Genomic DNA, 22,067 nt, shown 5'->3' on the forward strand with positions numbered 1-22,067 from the left:
TTCTAGTAAGAATGTAATCTAGGACATTAATATGTGTATGATGTTGTCCTACTTAAATATGACTACTCTTCTATAAAAATTTACCCATCCCTATAATTTTTATTTTGAAGGAAAGATGAAAGCTTTCATCATGCGCTTCAAACATCACTTCCTTAAAGTCCAAAAGCCAACATCTTCAAAAATAAAAAAACTCTTATTTAGAATGTATTCACTAAATAAGAGTTCATGACTAATTTAAAAATATTGGTTCATTTTTTTCATTAATAGTATAAGGTACTGAATAAGCCGGAACAAATACGGAGTTTTCTACTAGAATATCTCGTATATCATCACCAGGTTCAAATGAATGTTCATATTCTTGTAAATACGTATATAAATCCATAGAGTAATCAATAATGACGTGTCCATCCGTATTTAATATTAACGGCAAGTTGTTGCCTGTAAAAGGACTCACAATATAGGGCTCACTATCAATTCCTAGTTTATCATAATCGATACGTAGTGCATCAGTGCTTAATACTTCTTTCATCGGTGGATATTGATTCGATCTCATGTAAAGGTTAATCATCAGGTTAAGCTCTCTAATTGTTTCTGCAATACGTAAATCAATTAGCTTAACCGTTGGGTTCTCCTCCACATCAACAAGGACATACTGATAAACACCCCCGCTTTCAAATGCATTACCTGGAGGTTCTTGCATGTATCTTGGAGACAGTTTATTAAAATCTATCGGATATTTTTGGTAAATTGGTGTATCCATGTCTCGATCTTTAATCGGAAGAAGTCCTCCGCTCACTTCACGATACTGTTCCACCGCTGTTTGTACCGATGCTAATTGGTCTATATACGGAACTTGATTTTGTTTTAAATTTTCCTGCGGATATAAACATCCTGATAAGATAATTGTAGAACCGATAAATAGTATCATTAACCATTTTTTACGAAATAACATGAAGTTCCTCCTCTAGAACTGTGCTATTCCGGTACTGGACCGCTAAACACAACAAAAAATATTATTATTCCAGCTAACAAAATTAAAATAAATGAAATTGTATTTAAAATACCTTTTACAATTCTATTCTTCAACTTAAATCTAGTAAAATAGACTAAAAGAACAGAAATAATCATAAAACCCATTCCTACAAAAGATATCCACATTTTCATAAGTCCATCTGTCATATAAATCGCTCCTTTTCCGACAAACATTATAGCATAAACAAGGAGTGTACAACACTAATTCATCCGTTATTTAACTACACTTGTCCAATAACAATTCAAAAAATATTCATAATTAAGAAGAAAAGCGCAGGCGCTTCGCTCAGGCCCGTACAAACTGGACTGTTCCGGTAGGAGATAAAGGAAACACAGCGAACGACAGAGAGCTGATGTTGACTTATCGTACGGACGGAACGGGAAGTTTGATAGGGCCTAAGCGCCGGAGCTAGACAATAAGAAAAGCGCAGGCGGCTCGATCAGGTCCAATCAAACTGGAGCTTTTCCGCAGGAGATAAAGGAATCACGACGAGCGTTCTTCGAGTCGATGATGACTTATCGTACGGAGGAAAAGTGAAGTTTGAGCCGGACCTAGCCGCCGGAGCTAGACAGCTAGAAAAGCGTAGGCGCTTCGTTCGGTCTTTTCCAAAGGAGCTAGACGTTGTAATATCACAAAGTAAATTGTAATTACAAAACTTTGAAATAGTGTATCTCTCTTATAAGCTAAATTTTATTATACACCAAAAATAACCAATAATAAAAAGTTCCTGAAACAAAGAGAAACGAACTAACTCTAAAGCGAAGTTTGAGCCAAGGCTTTTTTCGACCGAAGCTTGACTCAAAAGCGTTAGCGGCTCACTCTGGCCCGACAACGATAAGGGAGGTGCTGCCGAAGGACGCTCTTTATCCACCTCTGACTTATCTCTGGAGGGTCTTTTCAAAAGTAGCTAGCTAGACGTAACAACACATGTTAAAATTTACCCACAAACTATCTCATTTTATATAAGTTCCTAAAAATAAAAAAAACTGAAGTAAATGGGGCAATTTACTTCAGTAACTGACTAAATAATACAACCAATCCCACAGCTCAACCATTGATTTACCTCATTTACATCTTATGCTACATATAACTTAATGCATGGCCATATGCCTATATCCCTGTAAATAAAGAATCAACAAATAAAAAATATACATTTGTACTATTTTAGTTAAGTTCCATAATGGGATGAAAGAGAATGGGCCAAATCAAACTAGAAATTTGACGGGACGAAGAAAAACAATATTCGCCCTAGAAGGGGATGTTTGCATAAGTAATAGTTAAAGCTCCTTCTTACTAAACTATGCAAACTAGAAAAAAAGGTGTTTGTTTCGATAACTAGTTTTCTATTTTTCCCCACCAGCTAATATTTGAGACAAATCATCTAGCTCAGCCGTTTTCCCTCGACTCATGAGCTCGTCCACAGCTACTTTCGGATCCACATCATGGAATAAAACACCGTACAACGCATCTGTTAAAGGCATCTTTACATTTAATTTGTTTGACAACTGATAGGCCGCTTTCGTTGTCCGTACACCCTCTACTACCATGCCCATACTTTCTAATACTTCTTCAAGCCTTTTCCCTTTGCCGAGCATATTACCCGCTCTCCAATTCCTACTATGCACGCTAGTACACGTAACGATAAGATCGCCCATTCCCGTTAAACCTAAAAACGTAAGTGGATTTGCCCCTAAGGAGCTACCTAGACGTGCTATCTCAGCAAGACCTCTTGTTATTAGAGCTGCTTTGGCATTATCACCATAACCTAGACCGTCTGTAATACCAGCAGCTAGGGCAATAATGTTTTTAAGCGAACCACCAATTTCTACACCTACAACGTCACTGTTTGTGTATACGCGAAAATTATTGTTAATGAATAAATCTTGCACACGTTCAGCTGCTTCCATGTTAGTAGACGCAGCTGTAACTGTCGTAGGTTGACGTAAGCTAACTTCTTCTGCATGACTAGGTCCCGATAAAACGACTACCGCTTTTCTTAATGATTGCGGTATTTCCTCTTCTATTACTTCTGACACTCTTAAATGTGTATCAGGTTCAATCCCTTTACTTACATGAACAAAAATTGTAGGTGTTGTCATGAATTTGCTTAACTGTCCACAAACATCTCTCATCGCTTTTGTTGGCACAGCTAATACAACAAAGTCTATTTCCTCTAAAGCAGTTTGCAATTCTGCTGTAGCCGTTATGTTAACTGGTAAATGGACACCTGGTAAATATTTTTCATTCTGATGAGTTTTATTTATTGCATCTACTTGTTCTTGCTTATGTCCCCATAAAATAACTTTATGTCCATTATCAGCTAATACGAGCGCTAAAGCTGTCCCCCAACTTCCTGCTCCTAAAACTGCAACTTTCTTCACCATCATCCCTCCCCATTATTTTCTAGCTCTTGCAATAATTTTTATTGGAGTACCTTCGAATCCAAATGCATCACGAATACGATTTTCTAAAAATCGCTCATAACTAAAGTGAAGTAATTCAGGTTCATTTACAAAAATAACGAATGTAGGTGGTTTAACCGCAACTTGAGTTGCATAATAAATTTTTAACCTTGTCCCTTTGTCAGTAGGGGTCGGATTCATCGCAACTGCATCCATAATGACATCGTTCAGTACAGTCGTAACAACGCGTAATGAATGGTTTTCACTTGCTAAATTAATTTTTGGTAATAATGTTTGGACTCTCTTTTTTGTTTTTGCAGATAAAAATACAATCGGAGCATAATCAAGGAAAGCGAAATGAACTCTTATCTTTTGTTCAAACTCCTTCATTGTTTTCTCATCTTTTTCTACAGCATCCCACTTATTTACAACAATTACGACAGCACGGCCTGCTTCATGGGCATATCCAGCAATCTTCTTATCCTGCTCAATAATTCCTTCTTCAGCATTTATTACTACTAATACAACATCTGATCGTTCTATCGCTCTTAACGCACGTAGTACACTATATTTTTCCGTTGTTTCATAAACTTTTCCTTTTTTTCTCATCCCAGCAGTATCAATAATGACATACTCTTGATCCCCTATTTTATAAGGCGTATCAATCGCATCTCTAGTTGTTCCAGCAATATTACTGACAATTACTCTTTCTTCCCCTAAAATTGCATTAACTAAAGAGGATTTACCGACGTTAGGTCTGCCAATTAGTGAAAATTTAATTACTTCCTCATCATAATCTTCTTCATTCATTTCAGGGAAGTGTTTCACTACTTCATCTAACATATCCCCTAAGCCTAACCCGTGGGAACCCGAAATAGGGAACGGCTCACCGAATCCTAATGCATAAAAGTCGTAAATAGAATCTCTCATCTCAGGGTTGTCTACTTTATTAACAGCTAGAACAACAGGTTTTTTAGACTTATATAAAATTTTAGCAACTTGCTCATCTGCTGCTGTAACGCCTTCTCTACCATTTGTCATGAAAATAATAACGTCGGCTTCATCAATTGCAATCTCCGCTTGTTGGCGAATCTCTTCAAGGAAAGGAGCATCCCCAATTTCAATTCCACCAGTATCGATAATATGAAAGTTACTATTTAACCATTCACCCGAACTGTATATTCTGTCTCTCGTTACTCCTGGTATATCTTCTACAATGGATACTCTTTCTCCTACTACTCGGTTAAAAATCGTTGACTTTCCAACATTTGGTCTTCCGACGATTGCTACTGTTGGTTTTTGCATACCGTTCATCCTTTCTTACCTGTCTTTATGTATTATGTAAAGAGTTACTATTTTTATTAGTCTCATTAATAAAATTGCCTAATTATAAATAGTTAGTTACAAAAAATGTACTTTTTCATTTAAAAAATAAAAAAACACTGTGTAAGTCTGTAACATTATTATATAGTTCGTAATTTAATACTTCCTATAAGCTAAAGAAAACCCTTCATACTAGAAGGGTCTAACTAGAATATCTTATCATTATTTTTTGTATTCATCAATGTTTTATCAATGCTTAACAATTATGTACATATCTTCTCCTAGTCCATGGGCAATTCCATCTAAAATAGCTTCAAGATTGGCGGTTACAAATTCCATTTCTTCTTTCGTCTTGCAAGTAAAAATGGGTGGTCCCCCGGTTATTTTAGTAGGATCAGTTGTAATTACGGCTAATATATATTTTTCTAAATCCATTTTTTCACCTTTTTCTTGCGATATTTCGTTGGCATTCTTATCGCATTTTCAAGGGTTGGCACTTCTTCTAGAATAGACAACGCTACATTTACATCATGTTCTTGTGGTAAAACGAATATACCTACCCTTCCATCATCTAAGTCTCTTTTTGCTAACGGAACTAGAGCAGGAGTACCCGAATCACGATATACACCTAAAGCTGTTGACATGTCATGGAGAATTGCTTGTCGTTGACCTAAGTTTGCTAAAGTAATTCTAGCATCAAAGGTTTTAGGCTTTAAGACGAATCCCATTCCATATCGTAAAACTTCTTGTTGTCTTTCTGGTAATCCGATATTCATGATATAAATGTTATCTACATATAGCCCCGCTCCATCGAAATGAGGTTCTACATATTCAATATCTACAATGTCTTTCAACTTTCCACCTGTCATTAAACGATGAGAAATTAGTATAACTGCAATTCCGACAATTGTTCCAACCCATACATTCCAAATTAAATACGTAAGTGTTGCCAAAAAACTAGATAACATTACTAGATAGTTCCTACCTTCGAACGCAATAGCTATCCCTTCAATATATGTATTTCCTCTTGGAACAAGTTCAAACTCGTCTAACTCTGTTAAAGTATTTCGCTCCATATTTCGCACATCTCTGAACTGAGATGCTGCAAGGGCTAAAAACGTAATGGCTGAAAATTCTTCCTCCATAATAGCAGGGACTGCAATAGTTCCTAATCCAGCAGCAATAAATGCTAATGATAAATGTATAATTTTCCCGTGCAAATAGGTGGGGTATTGCCGGTAATCGGTCTTCAACATATAAATTCGTGCAGCAAGCCCTATCATTACTCCAAAAGCAATAGGGTACGTATATTCATTCATCCTTGTTTCTCCTTTACATGTTTTTGAATAAATGTGTCTAAATAAATTGTTAATTGCTCGAAGAACAACCATAAGGATAAACCAGCAATACTAACCGCAACGATATCCCAAAAAAAATAGTCACCGATTACAGAATAAGAAAAAATCTTACGGAACAACACAATTGTTATAATTTCGCCTTGTATGATACCAGCAAGTAAATATACGTAACGTTCATTTTTCTTTTTAAAAACGATAAGACAAATGTAAAGCAAAATAAATCCTAACATCCAGTGACGAGGAAATATAACCCAAACTGGATCAAAAATCTCAAAAATAGAGAAACAAACATATGCTAATGACACAGTAGAAATTGAAAAATAATGAGTCAATAACCTCTTTTTTAATGTACCTACTAAATATACAAACGTAGCAACTACTAATATGAGAAAAGCTCCATTCCATGAAAAACCTAAAAATGATGCATATATAGTTGAGGTACTTAACACGAGTAACACAATACAAGATAATTGAAATCTCCTTTTTCTATCAGAGAAAAAGAAAGTAACAATAACCCAACTTAGCCAACCAACAAAATAAAAATATTGCCCTTCCAAACGAAATCCTCCATTCCTTTCCCTTTTAACATTATGTCTCTTTTTCTGGAAAGTTAGTCATTAAAATAAGACTTTCCTAGATTGAAATTGTTGTTACTGTTGGTTCGACTTCTTATATTGAGGAAGTGTAATTCTGTATGTTTTTTTAGCGGCTTTCAAATAATATGGGGGATTAGTAAAAAATATAAGAAGAAAGGGGATTTGTATGGGTAAAGACAGACAAGAGAGAAAACTTAAAGCAGCACGAAAAACAGAATCTGATCGTGATCAAGCATTAACCTATCCAGGGGCCACCAGAATGGAAAGCCCTGAACAATCACGAAAAAACAATCGTGTCTAAACAAAACACTCCGTTTTTCTGATTGTTCAGCTCGGGGTCATAACTGTTTTAAAAGTTATTTCCAATAAATAAGAAGAGGTGGTTATATAATATCCACCTCTTTTAACTACTATATTTTTTTGTTGAAATTCCTCGTTCATTTAACCAATGGTGTGTATTTCCTTTAATAACTATTTTACTTTTTTGGAGATCTGGAATCGTCTCTGCACCTAAGGCAACCATTATATATGTTAAGTCTTCATGTATTAATTTAATTTCATTCAAGAGTTGCTCTTCTCCATCATTCATCAAAACACTTAATAGAAACCCGGCCATACCTACAGCTGAAGCGCCGAGCGCAATACTTTTTGCAATATCCATCGCAGATTGAATTCCCCCAGAACTTATAATAGAAGTAGTAGGAGCTCCGTGCTTTACCTCTGCAATAGCTGCAGCAGTTGTAATACCCCAATCATTAAAGTAGGACATTGGATGTTGTCTTCTTTCATTTTCAATTTTTGAAAAATTAGTACCTCCAAACCCACTTACATCAATTATAGATACTCCTACTTCCTTTAAAAGAGTGGCCGCTTCTTTACTTATTCCGAATCCTGTTTCTTTTACAATAACAGGAACTTGTAACACTTTTACTATTTCTTCAATTCTTTTAATTGCATTGATGAAATTTCGATCACCTTCAGGCATCACTAGTTCCTGAATAACATTTAAATGAATTTGCAAAGCATTTGCTCCAACCATATCAACTGCACGTAATGCTTGTTCACTTGTTGCTTCACTACCTAAATTCGCAAAGATTATACCGTTACGATTTACTTCACGAACAACTTTATATGTATTCACTTCAGACTGATCTTTTATTGCCGACATTTGAGAACCTAACGCTATAGGCAAACCACATTCGTTAGCTACTGACGCTAACTGTTTATTAATAGCGTAAGTTTTATCGCCACCACCACCCGTCATCGCATTAATAAACATAGGTGTTTTTACGTTCATAGTTCCAATATTAGTCTCTAAATTGATGTTTTTAATACTCGTATTCGGTAAACTTTGATGAACGAACATAACATCTTCAAAGCCATGTTCTCTCATTTGACCAGTTACTAGTGCATGACGAATATGATCCGCTTTCCTTTCAGCTCTACTCACAATACCCCTCCCCTAGTATATAAATTTCCACTCTTACAACTTTATTCACTGATTATTAAACAATAGTTCTAGAACTAAACAAGTTAAATTGAGATTGATAGATATATATTATGAAAAAGCTAAAAACGGGACAGTAAAAATCACTGCCCCGTTTATTTTTATTTTTTAAGTTTATTTAATTGGTCACCAATCATTTCGCTTAATTGGAAACCTGATGACTCTTCTGATGATTGATATTGTGAATAATCTTCCTCAACTGGAGGAGCTTCTAATTCACGAATACTTAAGGAAATTCGTTGTTCATCTGTATTAATATCTAAAACTTTTACTTTTACTGTGTCACCTTCAGATAATACTTCATGCGGCGTACCAATATGTTTATTAGATATTTGAGAAATATGAACTAAACCTTCCACTCCAGGAAGTACTTCTACAAACGCACCAAATGAAACTAGACGTTTTACAACACCTTCCGTAATGGAGCCTTTTGATAATTCTTGGGCAACACGACTCCAAGGTCCTGGTAATGTTTCTTTAATGGAAAGTGAAATTCGCTCATTGTCCTTATCCACTGATAGAACTTTAACCGTTACTTTTTGACCTTCTGATACAACATCGGATGTTTTCTCGACGTGATCATGTGATAGTTGAGAAATATGAACTAAACCATCCATTCCTCCTAAATCAACGAAAGCCCCAAAATCAGTAATACGTTGAACTGTACCTTCTAACGTTTCACCAACTACGATAGAATTTAATAGTTCTGCTTTTTTATTTTTCTGTTCTTCCTCAACTACAGCACGATGAGATAAAATGACTCTATTTTTTTCTTTATCTAACTCTACAACTTTAAAAGTTAATGTTCTTCCGTTATATTCTGAAAAGTCTTCTACAAAGAAGTTTTCTACTAGTGATGCAGGAACAAATCCTCTAACACCAATATCAACTACAAGTCCACCTTTAACAACATCTTTTACTTCGGCTTCAAAAACTTCACCTGTTTCAAACTTTTGTTGTAAGTCAGCCCATGCTTTTTCAGAGTCTACAGCTTTTTTAGAAAGAACTAATAGTTCGTCTTCTACTTTCGTCACAACAAGTTGTAACCCATCACCTTCGTTTACAACATCTGATGCTTTTTCTACATGAAGGCTAGAAAGTTCACTAATCGGGATAATTCCATCTAATTTACTACCTTCTACACTTACTAAAACCTGTTTTTCCTCAACTTTTGTTACAACACCTGCAACTTTTTCTCCAACCTCTAAAGCTTTTACTTCTACTTGATTCATGTCTTCTGCCATTCCAATGCCCTCCTTAATACACACTCCATGCTTTCATATGTATGTAATGATAACTTACCATTACAACGAATGTCATTTTAAAGTAAGTCTTTCTATATTACTTACTATAACATTTTTTTAAATGCATATTAATAAATGCTTCTGAATGTAACACATTCACAATATTAATGTTATTTTTTTACAAAAACATACTTTAAAAATTTTCTCTCTCTTCTACTAAATTCTAATAAATTAACTATTTTGTCAAGTGTTAAGGTTTGCTCTTTATAAATTTTTCTCTATAAGTTGACTAATTTCATTCATTATAAAATCTGTAGTTTCTTCTGCAGAAACTTTATTTTTTCTCAACTCATCCATTTTTAACGGTTTTCCATAAAAGACTTTTATTTGTTTAAAAGGTTTGTATTCACCTACGATGGCACAAGGTACTACTGCCGCATCAGTTCGCAAAGCGAAAAAGCCTGCCCCAGCTAACCCTTTTCCTAATTTTCCTGTTTTACTGCGTGTACCTTCAGGAAAAAGACCAAGTACTTCCCCGTCTTTTAGTACTTTTAAGCCTGTCCGTAACGCTTCCCGATCACTCATCCCGCGTTTAACAGGAAATGCATTTAAATTTTTAATAACTTTACCGAATACCGGTACTCGAAAAATTTCTTCTTTTGCCATAAATCTTATTGGCCTTGGGCAAGATATTCCAACTATTGGAGGATCAAAATTATGTATGTGGTTTGAGCAAATTAGAACTCCACCTTCCTTTGGAATGTTTTCTTTCCCAACAACTTTTACCCGATATAATGGAGTAAAAACAGTTGCTACTAAACCTCTAGCAAATGAATAAAAAGCTGTTCCCATATTAAAGCGCCCTTTCTGTAACAAGATTCATTATTTTTTCAACCACTTCCACAATTGTTAAAGAGGTTGTATCAATTTCAATTGCATCTTCAGCTTTTTTTAGTGGTGCTATTTCTCTTTCAGAGTCTAGTTTATCTCTTTTCGCAATCTCTTCTTTTAAATTCTCCAAATTAGAGTCAAAACCCTTTTTTATATTTTCATTATGTCTTCTAATTGCTCGCTCTTCTACAGACGCTAGTAAGAAGACTTTTACTTCGGCATTCGGTAAAACGTGGGTACCAATATCTCTGCCATCCATCACTACTCCTCCGTTAGCCGCCATACTCTGTTGACGAGCTACCATGGCTTCCCGGACGTTTTTATGCTTTGCAACGATTGAAACAGAATTTGTAACTTCATGTGTACGTATTGGTTCTGTAATATCTTCATCATTTATAAACACATGTTGTGTGTTATCTTCAGCTAATCTTAAGTCAACCTTCACTGTTTTTAGTACATCTTCAAGCGCTGAATGAGAATTCAGCTCTACCCCTCTACGTATTGCTTCAAATGTTATAGCGCGATACATTGCCCCTGTATCAATGTAAATATACCCAAGCCTATCTGCAACAATTTTTGCAACTGTACTTTTACCTGCTGCTGCTGGACCATCAATGGCAATCGATATTGTTTTCTTCATCATTTATACCTCCTGAGTTGAACATCATTAGTATGTAAAATTTAATATTAAAAGACATGCGAAAAGGCAGGTTTCCCTGCCTTAAAAGTCATTTTAACATAATTAAGTCCATTTGGTCGAATGTTTCTAATGCCTCCATTAACTCATTGTTATATACACCTTCATACTGTACAACCTTCGTCATATATGGAGCTACATCTGTATATAAAATAAATGCTTGAGATATGATTAAAAATAAAAATTGAATAATAGCAAGTTTAATAAAAATGGACTCTACCTTTTCCAATTTTTTCACCCCTCTACAATGGTAGTATGAGTGAAAATGGAAAAAATATTCTAATAAAGTGATTTTCTTTTACTATTAATTTGTTGTTCAAAGCAATACTTAATTATAATATCTCTATCAGACTCTTTCATATTTAAAAATTGAATAGAAGCTCTTTTCCTTTTCTCATCAACACCATCAAACACTCTTATTACAGTTCCTTCTATTTTCAAATGAATGATTTCTCCAGAATTCATCGTAAAGGTAAACCATATTGTAATGTTGGAATCTCCTAGTAACTTTTTCCCAAGAGGAATATTAATTGAGCAGCCCCCGGCACTTATATCATGTGTTGTAGCTACAAACGGTGCTAATTGCTGTGGATGTATCGCTACATCTACACTATTCTCAATTCTAACATATTCTCGACGTTGAATTTTTTTAAATATTTGAACTTCAGGGCGCGTTATTTTAATTAATGGAATATTTTGTTTCACTCTACCTACAACAGTGGATGGAAATTCATAAACGTTTCCATCTTCCGCAACATAGGAAACTTCCATTTTTGTTCCGTTCAGTAAAAAAGCTGTTTTTCCAGTTTTCATATGTATAGGGTAATCTACAAGAAGTTCTTCCGCTTTAACTATTTGAATTTTGCATCTATGTTCATCTATTTCCCTATCTTTTTTAACAGTTAAAGTTAGCACCATTCCCTCTTTAAACATTAAGATCATCATTCCTTCCCAGTAAACAGAGCAACCTCATTATATAGTTCGTTTTTCCTATAATTATAATTAAACACGCATATACCAAATTATGCAAGTAGTATAATCAACAATAAGTAGCAGTTAGAATAACAGATACATGTATACCTCTGTACAAAAAATAGCATCTCTCCATTGTTAAAAAAATTTCTATCTTGATAAGAGTCGAAAAAATATAAAAGGGAGGCTAGTAGGCCCCCCCAACAGTTTACATATCGTATGCTTGTTCAGCATTTTTCATTTTTACAACACTTTCTTCTCTTCCATTATCAGCATTAATAAAAATTTGATACGTGTCATTATTAATCGTTCCATAAAATTCATAGCAAAGTACTTCTTCGCCTAAATCACTAGTTATGATCGCCAGACCATCTTCCATAATATTAACTCTTTCGTTTATTTGTTGTCTTGCTTCTTCCTTGCTGATACTCGCATCTGGAATATCTCTTGTACGATGTGACATTAAATAGTCCTTAGCTGAAAATCCAACAATACTTCCATCATCTAAACTCACTTTCATACGAATAGCATCTGGATAAATTTTTACTCCTTCTACTTCGTTTACGAAAGTAAATGCTCCAGTATTATCATATTCTGCACTTTCATAGAGTGTAAATCCATTAAAATCGTGCTCTTCTAAAAACTGTTCCGCTTTATCTGAAGCTTCTTTTAAACTAATATTTGCCGACGGAATTTCCCTATTTTGAATAACGTATATAGGATATCCGCCTTTTTTCGTTATATCAATGTACGTATCCTTTTCTGTCTCATCAATGATGGTTAAACTATAAAATCCGACATTAGATCCTTCACCATTCTCTGTTACTTTTATTTGTTCATTCCCATTTAAACTTAGAAACTCTCTTGCTACTTCCTTTGCTTCTTCTTCCGTTATCGTTTCTCCTTCTAGGTACTGATAACTATCTTCTGTTTGCTTCATAGAAGTAAAGGTAGGTCCAAATTCCGCTTCTTCATAACTTGAAACATTTTGTTCTACTGTTTTAAAACCATTAATAATAGTATTGTCATGCGGTTGATTTTGTGCAGATAACGCGAGCTCTACGTCCATCCAGCGCAAATTGTTGTTGATAACCATATTTTGCACTTTACGGAGCTCCGACTGTATTTCAGCTGCTCTCGTATATAGTTTTTCTAAAGTATCATATTCGTCACTTGATAAAGGACTATCATTTAAATCTCTAACGGCTACCTCATAACTATAATCACCAATTTGATGAAGAAATTCTTCTGTTTTATTAAAAGGTAATAACGCTAACGGTAATTGACCTACATCATTTTGCGCTTCAGAACTTATTCTCCACACTTCTGCTAAAGAAGGAGATAATTGATCTCGAGAACTCATAGCTAACGTTGTGCCAATTTTATCGTGTAATAAATCGACATGGTACACTAAATCATGGAAAGCTCTTTGATAGTTATTCTCTGCGTTAATTAATACAGCATTTTTATCTTGATGCTCTTGATAACCCCAATATCCAGTACCAACTACTGCAATAGCCAATACAGCTATTATTACTAGTCGTAACATTTAGACACCACCCTCTTTAGTTACAGAAAACATGTTTTCCGATTCTCTTAATTTGCGGACGTCCCCAAATCCAACCACTTGTAGCTGTATCTGGGTTAAAATAATACGTTGCTCCTTCAGAAGGGTCCATACCATTTATCGCATCAAGCACTGCTCTTCTGGCTGTTTCGTTAGGTGTTAACCAAATTTGTCCATCTGCAACTGCTGTAAAAGCTAATGGTTCAAAAATAACACCAGATACTGTATTAGGAAATGTTGGACTGTTAAGTCGGTTTAAAATAACTGCCGCAACAGCTATTTGTCCTTCATAAGGCTCTCCTCTTGCTTCACCATATACTGCATTTGCCATTAATTGAATATCATTTTCGGAAAAACCGCCTGGCATGTTAGTAGCCATTGGAGTTTCTTCTGTTGGTGTTTCAGGTTCTTGCTCTTGTTCAGGTTGTTGCTGTTGCTGCTGTTGCTGCTGTTGTTGCTGTTGTTGCTGTTGTTGCTGTTGTTGCTGTTGTTGCTGTTGTTGCTGTTGTTGCTGTTGTTGCTGTTGTTGCTGTTGTTGCTGTTGTTGCTGTTGTTGCTGTTGTTGCTCTTGCTGTTGTTGTTGCTGTCCTTCCGGTGCTTGTTCTTGTGTAGTTTGTGGCTTATCTTTTTGCCACTGTGCTTGGGCGCTTCTTTTAGCTTGTTCAATTTCTTCTGCTGTCGGATCTACTTGTTTATCTAAAGCCATTCCTCCGTAGTGTGTAAACCTTTTACCGGTACGTAATTGTTCATGTACCCAATCTTTATGATACTTTGTAGCACGAGTGAGCATTTCCTTTGTTTTCGGCCCTACTAAACCATCTACATCATCTAAACCAAATTCTTGTTGAAAGTTTTTAACTGACCAATACGTTGACCACCCATAAACTCCATCAATTGTTCCGTGATAAAAGCCGTTATATTGAAGACGAGCTTGTAATTCGATTACATCGTCTCCTCTCGCTCCCCTCTGAATGATTTGTTCAGAAAACGCTTCAACCTCACTAGCGTTAAACGAAATGAAACTTAAACCGAAAAGGAACAGGCATGAAAATATTGCTATACGTTTCACTTTCATTTCCTCCTTTTTCTTCTATAAACAATAAGTTAAAAGTATTTTTTGTAGAAGTTGGTATTTTATACATTGATGTACAGTTTTTATAAATTATCCTTTTTTTGAAATTGCTTGAAACATAGTAAAAGTATTAGTGTCTATTTGTTTAAATGGCATTTTATATGGTTTACTTTTATGTTTATAAAAAAGGACAAAATAAAAACACTTCTTGTTAATAGAAGTGTCAAATAGTATAACTTTTTCTTGCAACTCTTACTTTTTTAAGCCCAAGCCACCATAAAAATATCATAAATGGTAGCATGTAAAAACCCCACTGCTTCCCTGACATTAATATATAATCATAAAGACCATGTAGTACGATTGGAATAAACAAAGCAAGAGCAAGATAAACGATGGTTCTTTTCTTTTCTATCGCGAATTTTGCACAACCTAAGTAATACCCCATAATAATCCCAAATAGTGCATGACTTGATACCGGTAGAAGCGCTCGACCTAAAGCAAATTCAATACCATTTGCTAATAAATATAGAATATTTTCTGCAGTTGCAAACCCAAGGGATAATGCCATACCATATATTATACCGTCATAATGTTCGTCAAAATGGATGTGATGATAAATGATGTAAATAATAAAGAACCACTTAAAAAATTCTTCTAACATTGCTGTTACGAAAAAGGCTTGTATTATCGAGGATGTGATTTCTATTTCGATGGAAATAACATATTGGATGAACATAAGTGGAAAAACTAAAATTGCCCCAACGAAGAAAAGTTTAATAACATTACTTATAGGTTCCGTTTGAAATCGGTCTTTTAAATAAAAATATGTTAATAAGGCTATCCCTGGAGCAAAACCAGCCGAAATGATTGCGATCATATAACTGCCTCATTTTTATCTATTTTTTTTAATCGTAACATGTTATTGTATGTATGAAAACAGTTAAAAATTCTTTTTTAAAAAAATATTATGACATAAGGTGAGTTCAATGCAGAAGAAAATATTATTAATACACACTGGTGGAACAATTTCAATGCAAGAGGACGAAATAACTGGTACAGTGACACCTACTTCAACAAACCCTTTATTAGCATTTCCAGTTATCCAAGATGAAAATATAACAATTAAAGAGAGTGAATTATTTCATTTGCCTTCACCACATATTACACCTTCGCATATGCTACAACTCTCAAAGTACATAGACGAGCAAGTTCAGGAAGAGCAAATTGATGGGGTTGTTATTACGCACGGAACGGATACGCTAGAAGAAACAGCTTTTTTTCTTGATTTAACAGTAAAATCGGACATACCTATTGTATTAACTGGAGCTATGAGGTCCAGTAACGAGATTGGCTCTGATGGTCCATATAATTTACTTTCATCTATTAGAGTTGCATCCTCTGCTGAAGCAAAAGGGATGGGAGTTTTAGTTGTATTAAATGATGAAATTCATACTGCTAAAAATGCTACGAAAACCCATACAAGTAATATCGCTACTTTTCAAAGTCCTCAGTATGGTCCCGTTGGTATTGTAACGAAAAGAGGAATCGCTTTTCATCATCGACCAATTAGAAGTGATAAATACGAAATCGATTCTGTAAATAAAAACGTTACTTTGTTAAAAGCATATTCAGGTATGGACTCATCCGTTTTTAATGCCTTTAAGAACGTTGATGGTTTAGTAATCGAAGCACTAGGACAAGGTAACATGCCACCAGCCACATTGGAAGGTATTAAAGAATTGTTAAAAGAAAAGATACCAATCGTATTAGTCTCAAGATGTTTTAACGGCATTGTTCAAGATACGTACGGATATGATGGAGGCGGAAAGCAGTTAAAAGAACTTGGAGTCATATTCTCTAACGGACTAAATGGCCAAAAAGCACGTTTAAAATTATTAGTTGCCCTACAAACTACGAACGAACCAGTATATTTACAAGAATCATTTTTAAAATAAGTATTAACTTAAAAAGGGAACAGTTAACTGTTCCCTTGTCTACCTCTCTTCACTTGCAATATGTTTTGCAATCATATCACCGTGAAATCTACCATTTTCAATAAATATCTCATTCGCATTATTTCCAGCAGCAATTACACCAGCAATAAATATTCCTTGAACATTCGTTTCCATCGTATGTACATTGAAATGAGGTCTTCCAGTTTCCTCCTCAATTTGAACACCCATTTTCGTTAGAAAGCTATGGTCAGGATGATAACCTATCATTGCAAAAACAAAGTCATTTTTAATTGTAGCTCTTTCACCTTTTTCACCTTCATATACAACTTCCGTTTCCGTTATTTTCACTACATGCGAGTTAAATTTCATAGAAATTGTACCATTCTTAACTAGTGAATCAAACTCTGGAAGTATCCACGGTTTTACGCTCGGAGAATATTCACTACCTCTATAAATAACAGTAACCCTAGCCCCAGCTTTAACTAGTTCTAAACTAGCGTCAACACTTGAGTTTTTCCCACCAATAACAACAACATCTCGGTCAAAATAAGGATGCGCTTCTTTAAAATAATGAGATACTTTTTCAAGCTCTTCACCTTCTATATTTAAAAGGTTTGGATTGTCATAATAACCAGTAGCTATAATTACATATTTACTTTCGTATAGTCCTTTCGTTGTTTCTACTTGAAACGTTTGTGAAGAGACTTTTTTCACAGTAAGTACACGTTCAAAAGGATGAACTCGAATATCTTTTCGCCTTACCACTTCTCGATAGTAAGTAAGTGCCTGATTTCGAACTGGTTTTCTATTTTCTGTAATAAAGGCTACATCGCCAATTTCTAATTTTTCACTAGTGCTGAAAAAGGTTTGGTGTGTAGGATAGTTGTAGATTGCATTCACAATATTACCTTTTTCAATTACTAACGGTTGAATCCCCTCTTTTTGCAGAGCAATGGCGGCTGCTAAACCACACGGACCTCCCCCGATTATAATCACCATTTCTTTATTCAAACTTCTCACTCCTAACATAAGGGACTTTTTATATACCTTCCCTTTTTATACAACTTTTCGCTTTGAAGCTACAGTATTTTACTTAATGCATAAAAAACCCCTACCAATCATGATAGGGGATGTTCTTTTTGTATGCAAATTTTTTATATCCATCCTCTGAATCTTGATGCCTCTGCCATTTTTCTTGCTCCAACCATGTACGCTGAAAGCCTCATATCAACACGTCGATTTTGCGCTGTATCGTATACTGCATTAAATGATTTTACCATTACTTTTTCTAACTTTTCCTCGACTTCTTCTTCTGACCAATAGTAACCTTGGTTATTCTGTACCCATTCAAAATAGGAAACGGTTACACCGCCTGCACTAGCTAATACGTCTGGAACTAATAGAATGCCACGATCAGTTAGTATTTGAGTTGCTTCATTCGTTGTAGGACCATTAGCAGCTTCTACTACAATTTTAGCACGAATATTATGAGCATTTTCTTCCGTGATTTGATTTTCAATTGCTGCTGGTACTAAAATATCACAATCTAATTCTAGCAATTCTTTATTTGTAATGGTATTATTAAACAACTTCGTTACAGTTCCAAAGCTGTCACGACGATCTAATAAATAGTCGATATCTAAACCGTTCGGATCATGTAGGGCACCGTATGCATCAGAAATACCAATAACTTTAGCACCTGCATCGTGCATGAATTTCGATAAGAAGCTACCCGCATTCCCAAAGCCTTGAACTACAACACGCGCTCCTTCTAAATTGATACCACGTTTTTTCGCAGCTTCGCGAATACAAATCGTTACACCTTTAGCAGTTGCAGATTCACGACCGTGAGAGCCACCAAGTACTAACGGTTTCCCAGTAATAAATCCTGGTGAGTTAAATTCATCAATACGGCTATATTCATCCATCATCCAAGCCATAATTTGAGAATTTGTAAATACGTCTGGTGCAGGGATATCTTTTGTTGGACCTACTACTTGGCTAATTGCTCGAACATATCCACGACTTAATCTTTCTAATTCACGAAAAGACATTTCACGAGGGTCACAAATAATACCACCTTTACCCCCACCATAAGGTAAATCAACGATTCCACATTTTAAACTCATCCAAATTGATAAAGCTTTTACTTCTTTTTCAGTAACGTTCGGGTGGAAGCGAATTCCACCTTTTGTCGGACCAACAGCGTCATTATGTTGAGCACGATACCCGGTGAAAATTTTCACAGATCCGTCATCCATACGAACAGGTATTTTAACTGTGATCATACGTAAAGGTTCTTTTAAAAGTTCATAAACTTCCTCAGGATATCCCAATTTTTCTAAAGCTTTATGTATCACAACTTGTGTAGATTTTAAAACATCAAGCTTCGTATCTTGTTTTTCTGTTTTTTCGCTGCTATTTTCGGCCACCATTAGTAAACCTCCTAGATTGTTCCCTTTAAAGTAATTATTATATTTGTAGTGCTTTCATGACATAGTATACACCTTCTAATTTTTTATGCAAGATAGAAGATAACATTTTCTTTAAAATTGTAAGCCTTTACAAAAAGGCTCCTTTTTATTATATTTCCCTTAATAATAAAACTTATTTTTATCGTTATTTTTTAATAATTGGCATAAATCTAATTATAATAAAAGTATGATTTGAAAAATGATTTTCTTTAACGTAAAGGTATATAAATTTGTAAAAGTATCCACCTTTTATGTAAAAACAGCTTTCTCTAGAGAGGAAGCTGTTAAGTATGAAAATATTTATTTAGTTGGCTTAAGGCATTACTACCCATTATTTCTTTTCCGTACTCTTGAATACGATGAATAGTAATCATTGACGGTTCTCCGTATTCAGAAAGTACTGCTATCACTGTATCCATATCAACATGACTTACATGCTCTTGATTCAACAATAAATAATAGAGATTATTATAATTATAAAAAGCACCATCAACTATTTTTAGGGGATATATTCGTTTAGCTAGTTGAATTATATCTTCCACTGTTTGGAATTCATATAGTATCTCGATAGTTTCATCAACAGTTACTTGCATTTCAATATAGTCGTCATTAAATTCTTCATCTTCCATTTCTTCATTAGCTGTAACGATTATTACCATCCCTTGAGCCTGTAATGAATAAACTTCAACTGCTAACGATCCGCTAACATGAAACCCTAATTCTTCACTTGCCTCATCGATCATATCTCTAAACAGCTGATGAACTTTATGCGTATCATGCCTCATATCCTCTTTAGTTAAACCTCGATCGGTTAGATCGTCTAAAGTGAGGAATATCTTAATTTTGTTTTGGTTAATTCGTTCCAGCCGCATGAATGACTCCTCCCAACATCCACAATGCCGTGCTTTCTACAGTTTATGAAATAACCGCTATGTTGGTTCTAGTTTCAAATAAATTGTACAAGGTACACTCCGTTTGGCTAGATAGTCATTTCTTTTCCTGGTAATAAGTAGTTGTTATTTAAATGGATTAGTATGGTTGGGTTCTTCTATTGATAATGTGTAGTTAGTGTGTTCCTCTTCATAAAAAGTTTGGATTTCTGTTTTTATATAACAAAAAAAGAGACATATGCCCCTTTTCTAATCCGTGCCTTTAATTGTTATTAGATGTGTTTCTGATTTTGCTCCCAGCCTTAACGGTACTCCTGTTGTTCCGTAACCGTTACTTACGAGTAATGTAGTGTGCTCCAAATGGTGAACTTTACCTAATTCATATGGCCCGTAACCAAACAACCTAATTTGCCCACCATGTGTATGGCCTGCTAACACTAAAGAAATATTTTCTTTCGTTGTGAATTTTGACACAATCGGCGGTTCGTGGGCTATTAATAGCTTGAATGAATTTTTTTCAGCTTCCTTTAATGCTACATTAAGTCGATCTCGTTCTTGAGAGAGATCATCGACACCTAATATTGATATTATTTCACCGTTTTCTGATTCAAAATTTATTGCTGTATTATCTAAAATCTTTACATTAAGTGAGAGTAGTAACGAATCTAAATAATGGTAGTCTACTTCGTAATCATTATTTCCCCAAACGAAGTATACAGGACCAATTTTTTGTAGATTTTTCACATTTTCCTCCACCCTTGAAAATGGAACTCCTTTTTCTAATAAATCTCCACCTATAATTACCGCATCAACAGGAGCTTTTACTTGCACAATTAATTTATCATCTATCACTCTCTTATGTATATCTGAAATAAAAAACAGTTGGAGCGGACGAAACGAAGAAGGATAATTTACAAAGGAAAAGCTATTGAATATTACGTTATTTTCATGTGCTAATCTATACATATATACTAGTAAAACTATACCTACAATCATTAAACATATTAGAATTCCGATTATCCAAAAATACAATTACACTTCTCCTCCGGCACGTTTTCTACTATCTTTTACCATTAAATAAAAATAAAAGTAAGTAAAACAGACAATAAATACTGTTTCCCAAAATCCAATAATAAACAAAAATACAATACATAATATACTTATAATCCGAAATAATAAAAGGTCTAACTTTCTGTTTTTTATTCCTAAAAATGGTAACTTATTAACTATTTCGAATATGATATTTGCATAAAAAGTGAAACTAATTAAAAAGCATAGTAAGATTGTTAACAGTTTGGAAGGGCTAAATATAAACTGTGTTAAAATTTCTGTTAGTTCATCATTTCGCGGTACTGCCCCTATGTAAATGTAACCACATATTGTTGCAATTATAAGCTTTACACTATTTTTTTTCAACAAAGTATATCACCCCTACCTTCCACTATATGTATTGATTAGGTAGGCGATGATTACTTCATTTTGATTCATGATATAAATTTATATCAAACTCTTTCTTCATCATTTCAAATACTTCGTGACGGCTTTTCCATTCTTCTTTCTGCTTCCAGTAATCATCACTTCTTTTTACCGTTTCTTTTCGTAGATCTTGATATTCTTTTTCGGCCTTGTCCTTTTTATATAATAAATATTTCACCATCCCAATTTGAAAACCGATAAACATGACAATATAAAAATGAATTTCTCTATCAAAGAAATAAGAAAAAGCAATGGAGTAGCTACTAACGCCGCTTATAACAAAATAATAAATATATACTATAAATAGTCCAACACTCAATAATGTAGCACTTCGCCACATCAATTCTCTTTTTTTAAACTTCTCAAATTTTCGCTTTTTGTCCACTAATAGTTGTAATGTTTGTTTTGTTGCTTTATCTGTATAATCATTTAAATTTTGAATAACAGGCTCCATATTATTACCTACTTTCTTTCATTATTCCTCTACTTAAAATTTATTCGCCTGTCCAATTTTTATGATAACAATACCGAATTTCAGTAATGGCATTTCTTTAAACATTGATTGAGATTATGCGTTTTATAGTTAGTCCGTTTCACTTACTTCTGTTCT

At 34.5% G+C, this 22,067-nt stretch carries 24 protein-coding genes; 2 read left to right on the forward strand and 22 right to left on the reverse strand.

The window, feature by feature from the left end; all coding sequences use genetic code 11:
- Positions 1–229 precede the first annotated feature (229 nt).
- The 7 genes from O1A01_RS16385 to O1A01_RS16415 all read right to left on the reverse strand — a co-directional run bounded on the left by O1A01_RS16385 (position 230) and on the right by O1A01_RS16415 (position 6,673).
- The gene (locus O1A01_RS16385) at positions 230–952 is read right to left on the reverse strand and encodes a hypothetical protein (RefSeq protein ID WP_066416890.1); all 723 of its coding nucleotides are present in this window, start codon (positions 950–952) and stop codon (positions 230–232) included.
- 23 nt (positions 953–975) lie between these two features.
- Positions 976–1,179 carry a DUF2768 domain-containing protein gene (locus O1A01_RS16390; protein ID WP_066416895.1) on the reverse strand — a complete coding sequence of 68 codons (204 nt, stop codon included), beginning with the start codon at positions 1,177–1,179 and terminating at the stop codon, positions 976–978.
- A gap of 1,197 nt (positions 1,180–2,376) precedes the next feature.
- Positions 2,377–3,417 carry an NAD(P)H-dependent glycerol-3-phosphate dehydrogenase gene (locus O1A01_RS16395; protein WP_066420181.1) on the reverse strand — a complete coding sequence of 347 codons (1,041 nt, stop codon included), beginning with the start codon at positions 3,415–3,417 and terminating at the stop codon, positions 2,377–2,379.
- 12 nt (positions 3,418–3,429) lie between these two features.
- The gene (der, locus tag O1A01_RS16400) at positions 3,430–4,740 is read right to left on the reverse strand and encodes a ribosome biogenesis GTPase Der (RefSeq protein WP_066420182.1); all 1,311 of its coding nucleotides are present in this window, start codon (positions 4,738–4,740) and stop codon (positions 3,430–3,432) included.
- A gap of 267 nt (positions 4,741–5,007) precedes the next feature.
- Complete coding sequence (locus O1A01_RS16405; protein WP_066420184.1) at positions 5,008–5,193, reverse strand: capping complex subunit for YIEGIA; 186 nt, start codon at positions 5,191–5,193, stop codon at positions 5,008–5,010.
- On the reverse strand, positions 5,184–6,077 hold the full coding sequence (locus tag O1A01_RS16410; RefSeq protein ID WP_066420185.1) for a YIEGIA family protein: 894 nt from the start codon (positions 6,075–6,077) through the stop codon (positions 5,184–5,186). Before O1A01_RS16410 ends, O1A01_RS16405 begins: the two co-directional genes overlap by 10 nt.
- On the reverse strand, positions 6,074–6,673 hold the full coding sequence (locus O1A01_RS16415; protein ID WP_066420186.1) for a YphA family membrane protein: 600 nt from the start codon (positions 6,671–6,673) through the stop codon (positions 6,074–6,076). Before O1A01_RS16415 ends, O1A01_RS16410 begins: the two co-directional genes overlap by 4 nt.
- A 205-nt stretch (positions 6,674–6,878) precedes the next feature.
- Between O1A01_RS16415 and O1A01_RS16420 the strand changes: the two genes are divergently transcribed.
- Positions 6,879–7,013, forward strand: coding sequence for a YpzI family protein (locus O1A01_RS16420; RefSeq protein ID WP_270064498.1), 135 nt, complete (start codon positions 6,879–6,881; stop codon positions 7,011–7,013).
- Positions 7,014–7,115: 102 nt separating this feature from the next.
- Here O1A01_RS16420 and fni read toward each other — a convergent pair whose 3' ends face one another.
- The 9 genes from fni to prsW all read right to left on the reverse strand — a co-directional run bounded on the left by fni (position 7,116) and on the right by prsW (position 15,539).
- The gene (gene fni, locus O1A01_RS16425; RefSeq protein ID WP_270064499.1) at positions 7,116–8,162 is read right to left on the reverse strand and encodes a type 2 isopentenyl-diphosphate Delta-isomerase; all 1,047 of its coding nucleotides are present in this window, start codon (positions 8,160–8,162) and stop codon (positions 7,116–7,118) included.
- A 158-nt stretch (positions 8,163–8,320) separates the two neighbouring features.
- Complete coding sequence (rpsA, locus tag O1A01_RS16430) at positions 8,321–9,463, reverse strand: 30S ribosomal protein S1 (RefSeq protein WP_270064500.1); 1,143 nt, start codon at positions 9,461–9,463, stop codon at positions 8,321–8,323.
- 264 nt (positions 9,464–9,727) lie between these two features.
- Complete coding sequence (locus O1A01_RS16435; RefSeq protein WP_066420192.1) at positions 9,728–10,315, reverse strand: lysophospholipid acyltransferase family protein; 588 nt, start codon at positions 10,313–10,315, stop codon at positions 9,728–9,730.
- A 1-nt stretch (position 10,316) separates the two neighbouring features.
- Positions 10,317–10,994, reverse strand: coding sequence for a (d)CMP kinase (gene cmk, locus O1A01_RS16440; RefSeq protein ID WP_066420194.1), 678 nt, complete (start codon positions 10,992–10,994; stop codon positions 10,317–10,319).
- A gap of 88 nt (positions 10,995–11,082) precedes the next feature.
- Positions 11,083–11,280 (reverse strand): YpfB family protein, encoded by a 198-nt coding sequence (locus tag O1A01_RS16445; RefSeq protein ID WP_066420195.1) that lies wholly within the window; start codon positions 11,278–11,280, stop codon positions 11,083–11,085.
- A 50-nt stretch (positions 11,281–11,330) separates the two neighbouring features.
- Complete coding sequence (locus O1A01_RS16450; RefSeq protein WP_270064501.1) at positions 11,331–11,996, reverse strand: flagellar brake protein; 666 nt, start codon at positions 11,994–11,996, stop codon at positions 11,331–11,333.
- A 235-nt stretch (positions 11,997–12,231) separates the two neighbouring features.
- The gene (ypeB, locus tag O1A01_RS16455) at positions 12,232–13,572 is read right to left on the reverse strand and encodes a germination protein YpeB (RefSeq protein WP_066420197.1); all 1,341 of its coding nucleotides are present in this window, start codon (positions 13,570–13,572) and stop codon (positions 12,232–12,234) included.
- 16 nt (positions 13,573–13,588) lie between these two features.
- The gene (gene sleB, locus O1A01_RS16460) at positions 13,589–14,665 is read right to left on the reverse strand and encodes a spore cortex-lytic enzyme (RefSeq protein ID WP_443081789.1); all 1,077 of its coding nucleotides are present in this window, start codon (positions 14,663–14,665) and stop codon (positions 13,589–13,591) included.
- Positions 14,666–14,885: 220 nt separating this feature from the next.
- Positions 14,886–15,539: a glutamic-type intramembrane protease PrsW gene (gene prsW, locus O1A01_RS16465; protein WP_066420200.1), complete on the reverse strand. Its 654-nt coding sequence runs from the start codon at positions 15,537–15,539 to the stop codon at positions 14,886–14,888.
- A gap of 109 nt (positions 15,540–15,648) precedes the next feature.
- Here prsW and O1A01_RS16470 point away from each other — a divergent pair, with 109 nt between their 5' ends.
- The gene (locus O1A01_RS16470; RefSeq protein ID WP_270064502.1) at positions 15,649–16,617 is read left to right on the forward strand and encodes an asparaginase; all 969 of its coding nucleotides are present in this window, start codon (positions 15,649–15,651) and stop codon (positions 16,615–16,617) included.
- Between the two features lie 39 nt (positions 16,618–16,656).
- On the opposite strand, the gene O1A01_RS16475 is transcribed toward O1A01_RS16470, so the two are convergent.
- From O1A01_RS16475 to O1A01_RS16500, 6 genes are all read right to left on the reverse strand, one after another.
- Positions 16,657–17,628: a YpdA family putative bacillithiol disulfide reductase gene (locus tag O1A01_RS16475; protein WP_066420204.1), complete on the reverse strand. Its 972-nt coding sequence runs from the start codon at positions 17,626–17,628 to the stop codon at positions 16,657–16,659.
- A 143-nt stretch (positions 17,629–17,771) separates the two neighbouring features.
- The gene (locus O1A01_RS16480; RefSeq protein WP_066420206.1) at positions 17,772–19,052 is read right to left on the reverse strand and encodes a Glu/Leu/Phe/Val family dehydrogenase; all 1,281 of its coding nucleotides are present in this window, start codon (positions 19,050–19,052) and stop codon (positions 17,772–17,774) included.
- Between the two features lie 323 nt (positions 19,053–19,375).
- Positions 19,376–19,963, reverse strand: a complete 588-nt coding sequence (locus O1A01_RS16485; RefSeq protein WP_066420207.1) for a genetic competence negative regulator — start codon at positions 19,961–19,963, stop codon at positions 19,376–19,378.
- 267 nt (positions 19,964–20,230) lie between these two features.
- Positions 20,231–21,013: a metallophosphoesterase gene (locus O1A01_RS16490; protein WP_305791248.1), complete on the reverse strand. Its 783-nt coding sequence runs from the start codon at positions 21,011–21,013 to the stop codon at positions 20,231–20,233.
- Complete coding sequence (locus tag O1A01_RS16495; RefSeq protein ID WP_066420209.1) at positions 21,014–21,400, reverse strand: hypothetical protein; 387 nt, start codon at positions 21,398–21,400, stop codon at positions 21,014–21,016.
- 55 nt (positions 21,401–21,455) lie between these two features.
- A complete protein-coding gene (locus O1A01_RS16500; protein WP_066420211.1) occupies positions 21,456–21,911 on the reverse strand; it encodes a DUF2663 family protein in 456 nt (151 codons plus the stop codon).
- Positions 21,912–22,067 lie beyond the last annotated feature (156 nt).

It is taken from the genome of Sutcliffiella sp. NC1 (genome assembly GCF_027594365.1).
In the GTDB taxonomy this organism is placed as follows: Bacteria; Bacillota; Bacilli; order Bacillales; family Bacillaceae_I; genus Sutcliffiella; species Sutcliffiella cohnii.

Excerpts from the sequence above, each read along its gene's own strand:
- O1A01_RS16390 (WP_066416895.1), bottom strand. The coding sequence starts at position 1,179 with ATGACAGATGGACTTATGAAAATGTGGATATCTTTTGTAGGAATGGGT.
- O1A01_RS16485 (WP_066420207.1), bottom strand. The coding sequence starts at position 19,963 with ATGCGGCTGGAACGAATTAACCAAAACAAAATTAAGATATTCCTCACT.
- O1A01_RS16470 (WP_270064502.1), top strand. The coding sequence starts at position 15,649 with ATGCAGAAGAAAATATTATTAATACACACTGGTGGAACAATTTCAATG.
- rpsA (WP_270064500.1), bottom strand. The coding sequence starts at position 9,463 with ATGGCAGAAGACATGAATCAAGTAGAAGTAAAAGCTTTAGAGGTTGGA.
- prsW (WP_066420200.1), bottom strand. The coding sequence starts at position 15,539 with ATGATCGCAATCATTTCGGCTGGTTTTGCTCCAGGGATAGCCTTATTA.
- O1A01_RS16480 (WP_066420206.1), bottom strand. The coding sequence starts at position 19,052 with ATGGTGGCCGAAAATAGCAGCGAAAAAACAGAAAAACAAGATACGAAG.
- O1A01_RS16435 (WP_066420192.1), bottom strand. The coding sequence starts at position 10,315 with ATGGGAACAGCTTTTTATTCATTTGCTAGAGGTTTAGTAGCAACTGTT.
- cmk (WP_066420194.1), bottom strand. The coding sequence starts at position 10,994 with ATGAAGAAAACAATATCGATTGCCATTGATGGTCCAGCAGCAGCAGGT.
- O1A01_RS16450 (WP_270064501.1), bottom strand. The coding sequence starts at position 11,996 with ATGATGATCTTAATGTTTAAAGAGGGAATGGTGCTAACTTTAACTGTT.
- der (WP_066420182.1), bottom strand. The coding sequence starts at position 4,740 with ATGCAAAAACCAACAGTAGCAATCGTCGGAAGACCAAATGTTGGAAAG.
- O1A01_RS16420 (WP_270064498.1), top strand. The coding sequence starts at position 6,879 with ATGGGTAAAGACAGACAAGAGAGAAAACTTAAAGCAGCACGAAAAACA.
- sleB (WP_443081789.1), bottom strand. The coding sequence starts at position 14,665 with ATGAAAGTGAAACGTATAGCAATATTTTCATGCCTGTTCCTTTTCGGT.
- O1A01_RS16385 (WP_066416890.1), bottom strand. The coding sequence starts at position 952 with ATGTTATTTCGTAAAAAATGGTTAATGATACTATTTATCGGTTCTACA.
- O1A01_RS16395 (WP_066420181.1), bottom strand. The coding sequence starts at position 3,417 with ATGGTGAAGAAAGTTGCAGTTTTAGGAGCAGGAAGTTGGGGGACAGCT.
- O1A01_RS16410 (WP_066420185.1), bottom strand. The coding sequence starts at position 6,077 with ATGAATGAATATACGTACCCTATTGCTTTTGGAGTAATGATAGGGCTT.
- ypeB (WP_066420197.1), bottom strand. The coding sequence starts at position 13,572 with ATGTTACGACTAGTAATAATAGCTGTATTGGCTATTGCAGTAGTTGGT.
- O1A01_RS16500 (WP_066420211.1), bottom strand. The coding sequence starts at position 21,911 with ATGGAGCCTGTTATTCAAAATTTAAATGATTATACAGATAAAGCAACA.
- O1A01_RS16405 (WP_066420184.1), bottom strand. The coding sequence starts at position 5,193 with ATGGATTTAGAAAAATATATATTAGCCGTAATTACAACTGATCCTACT.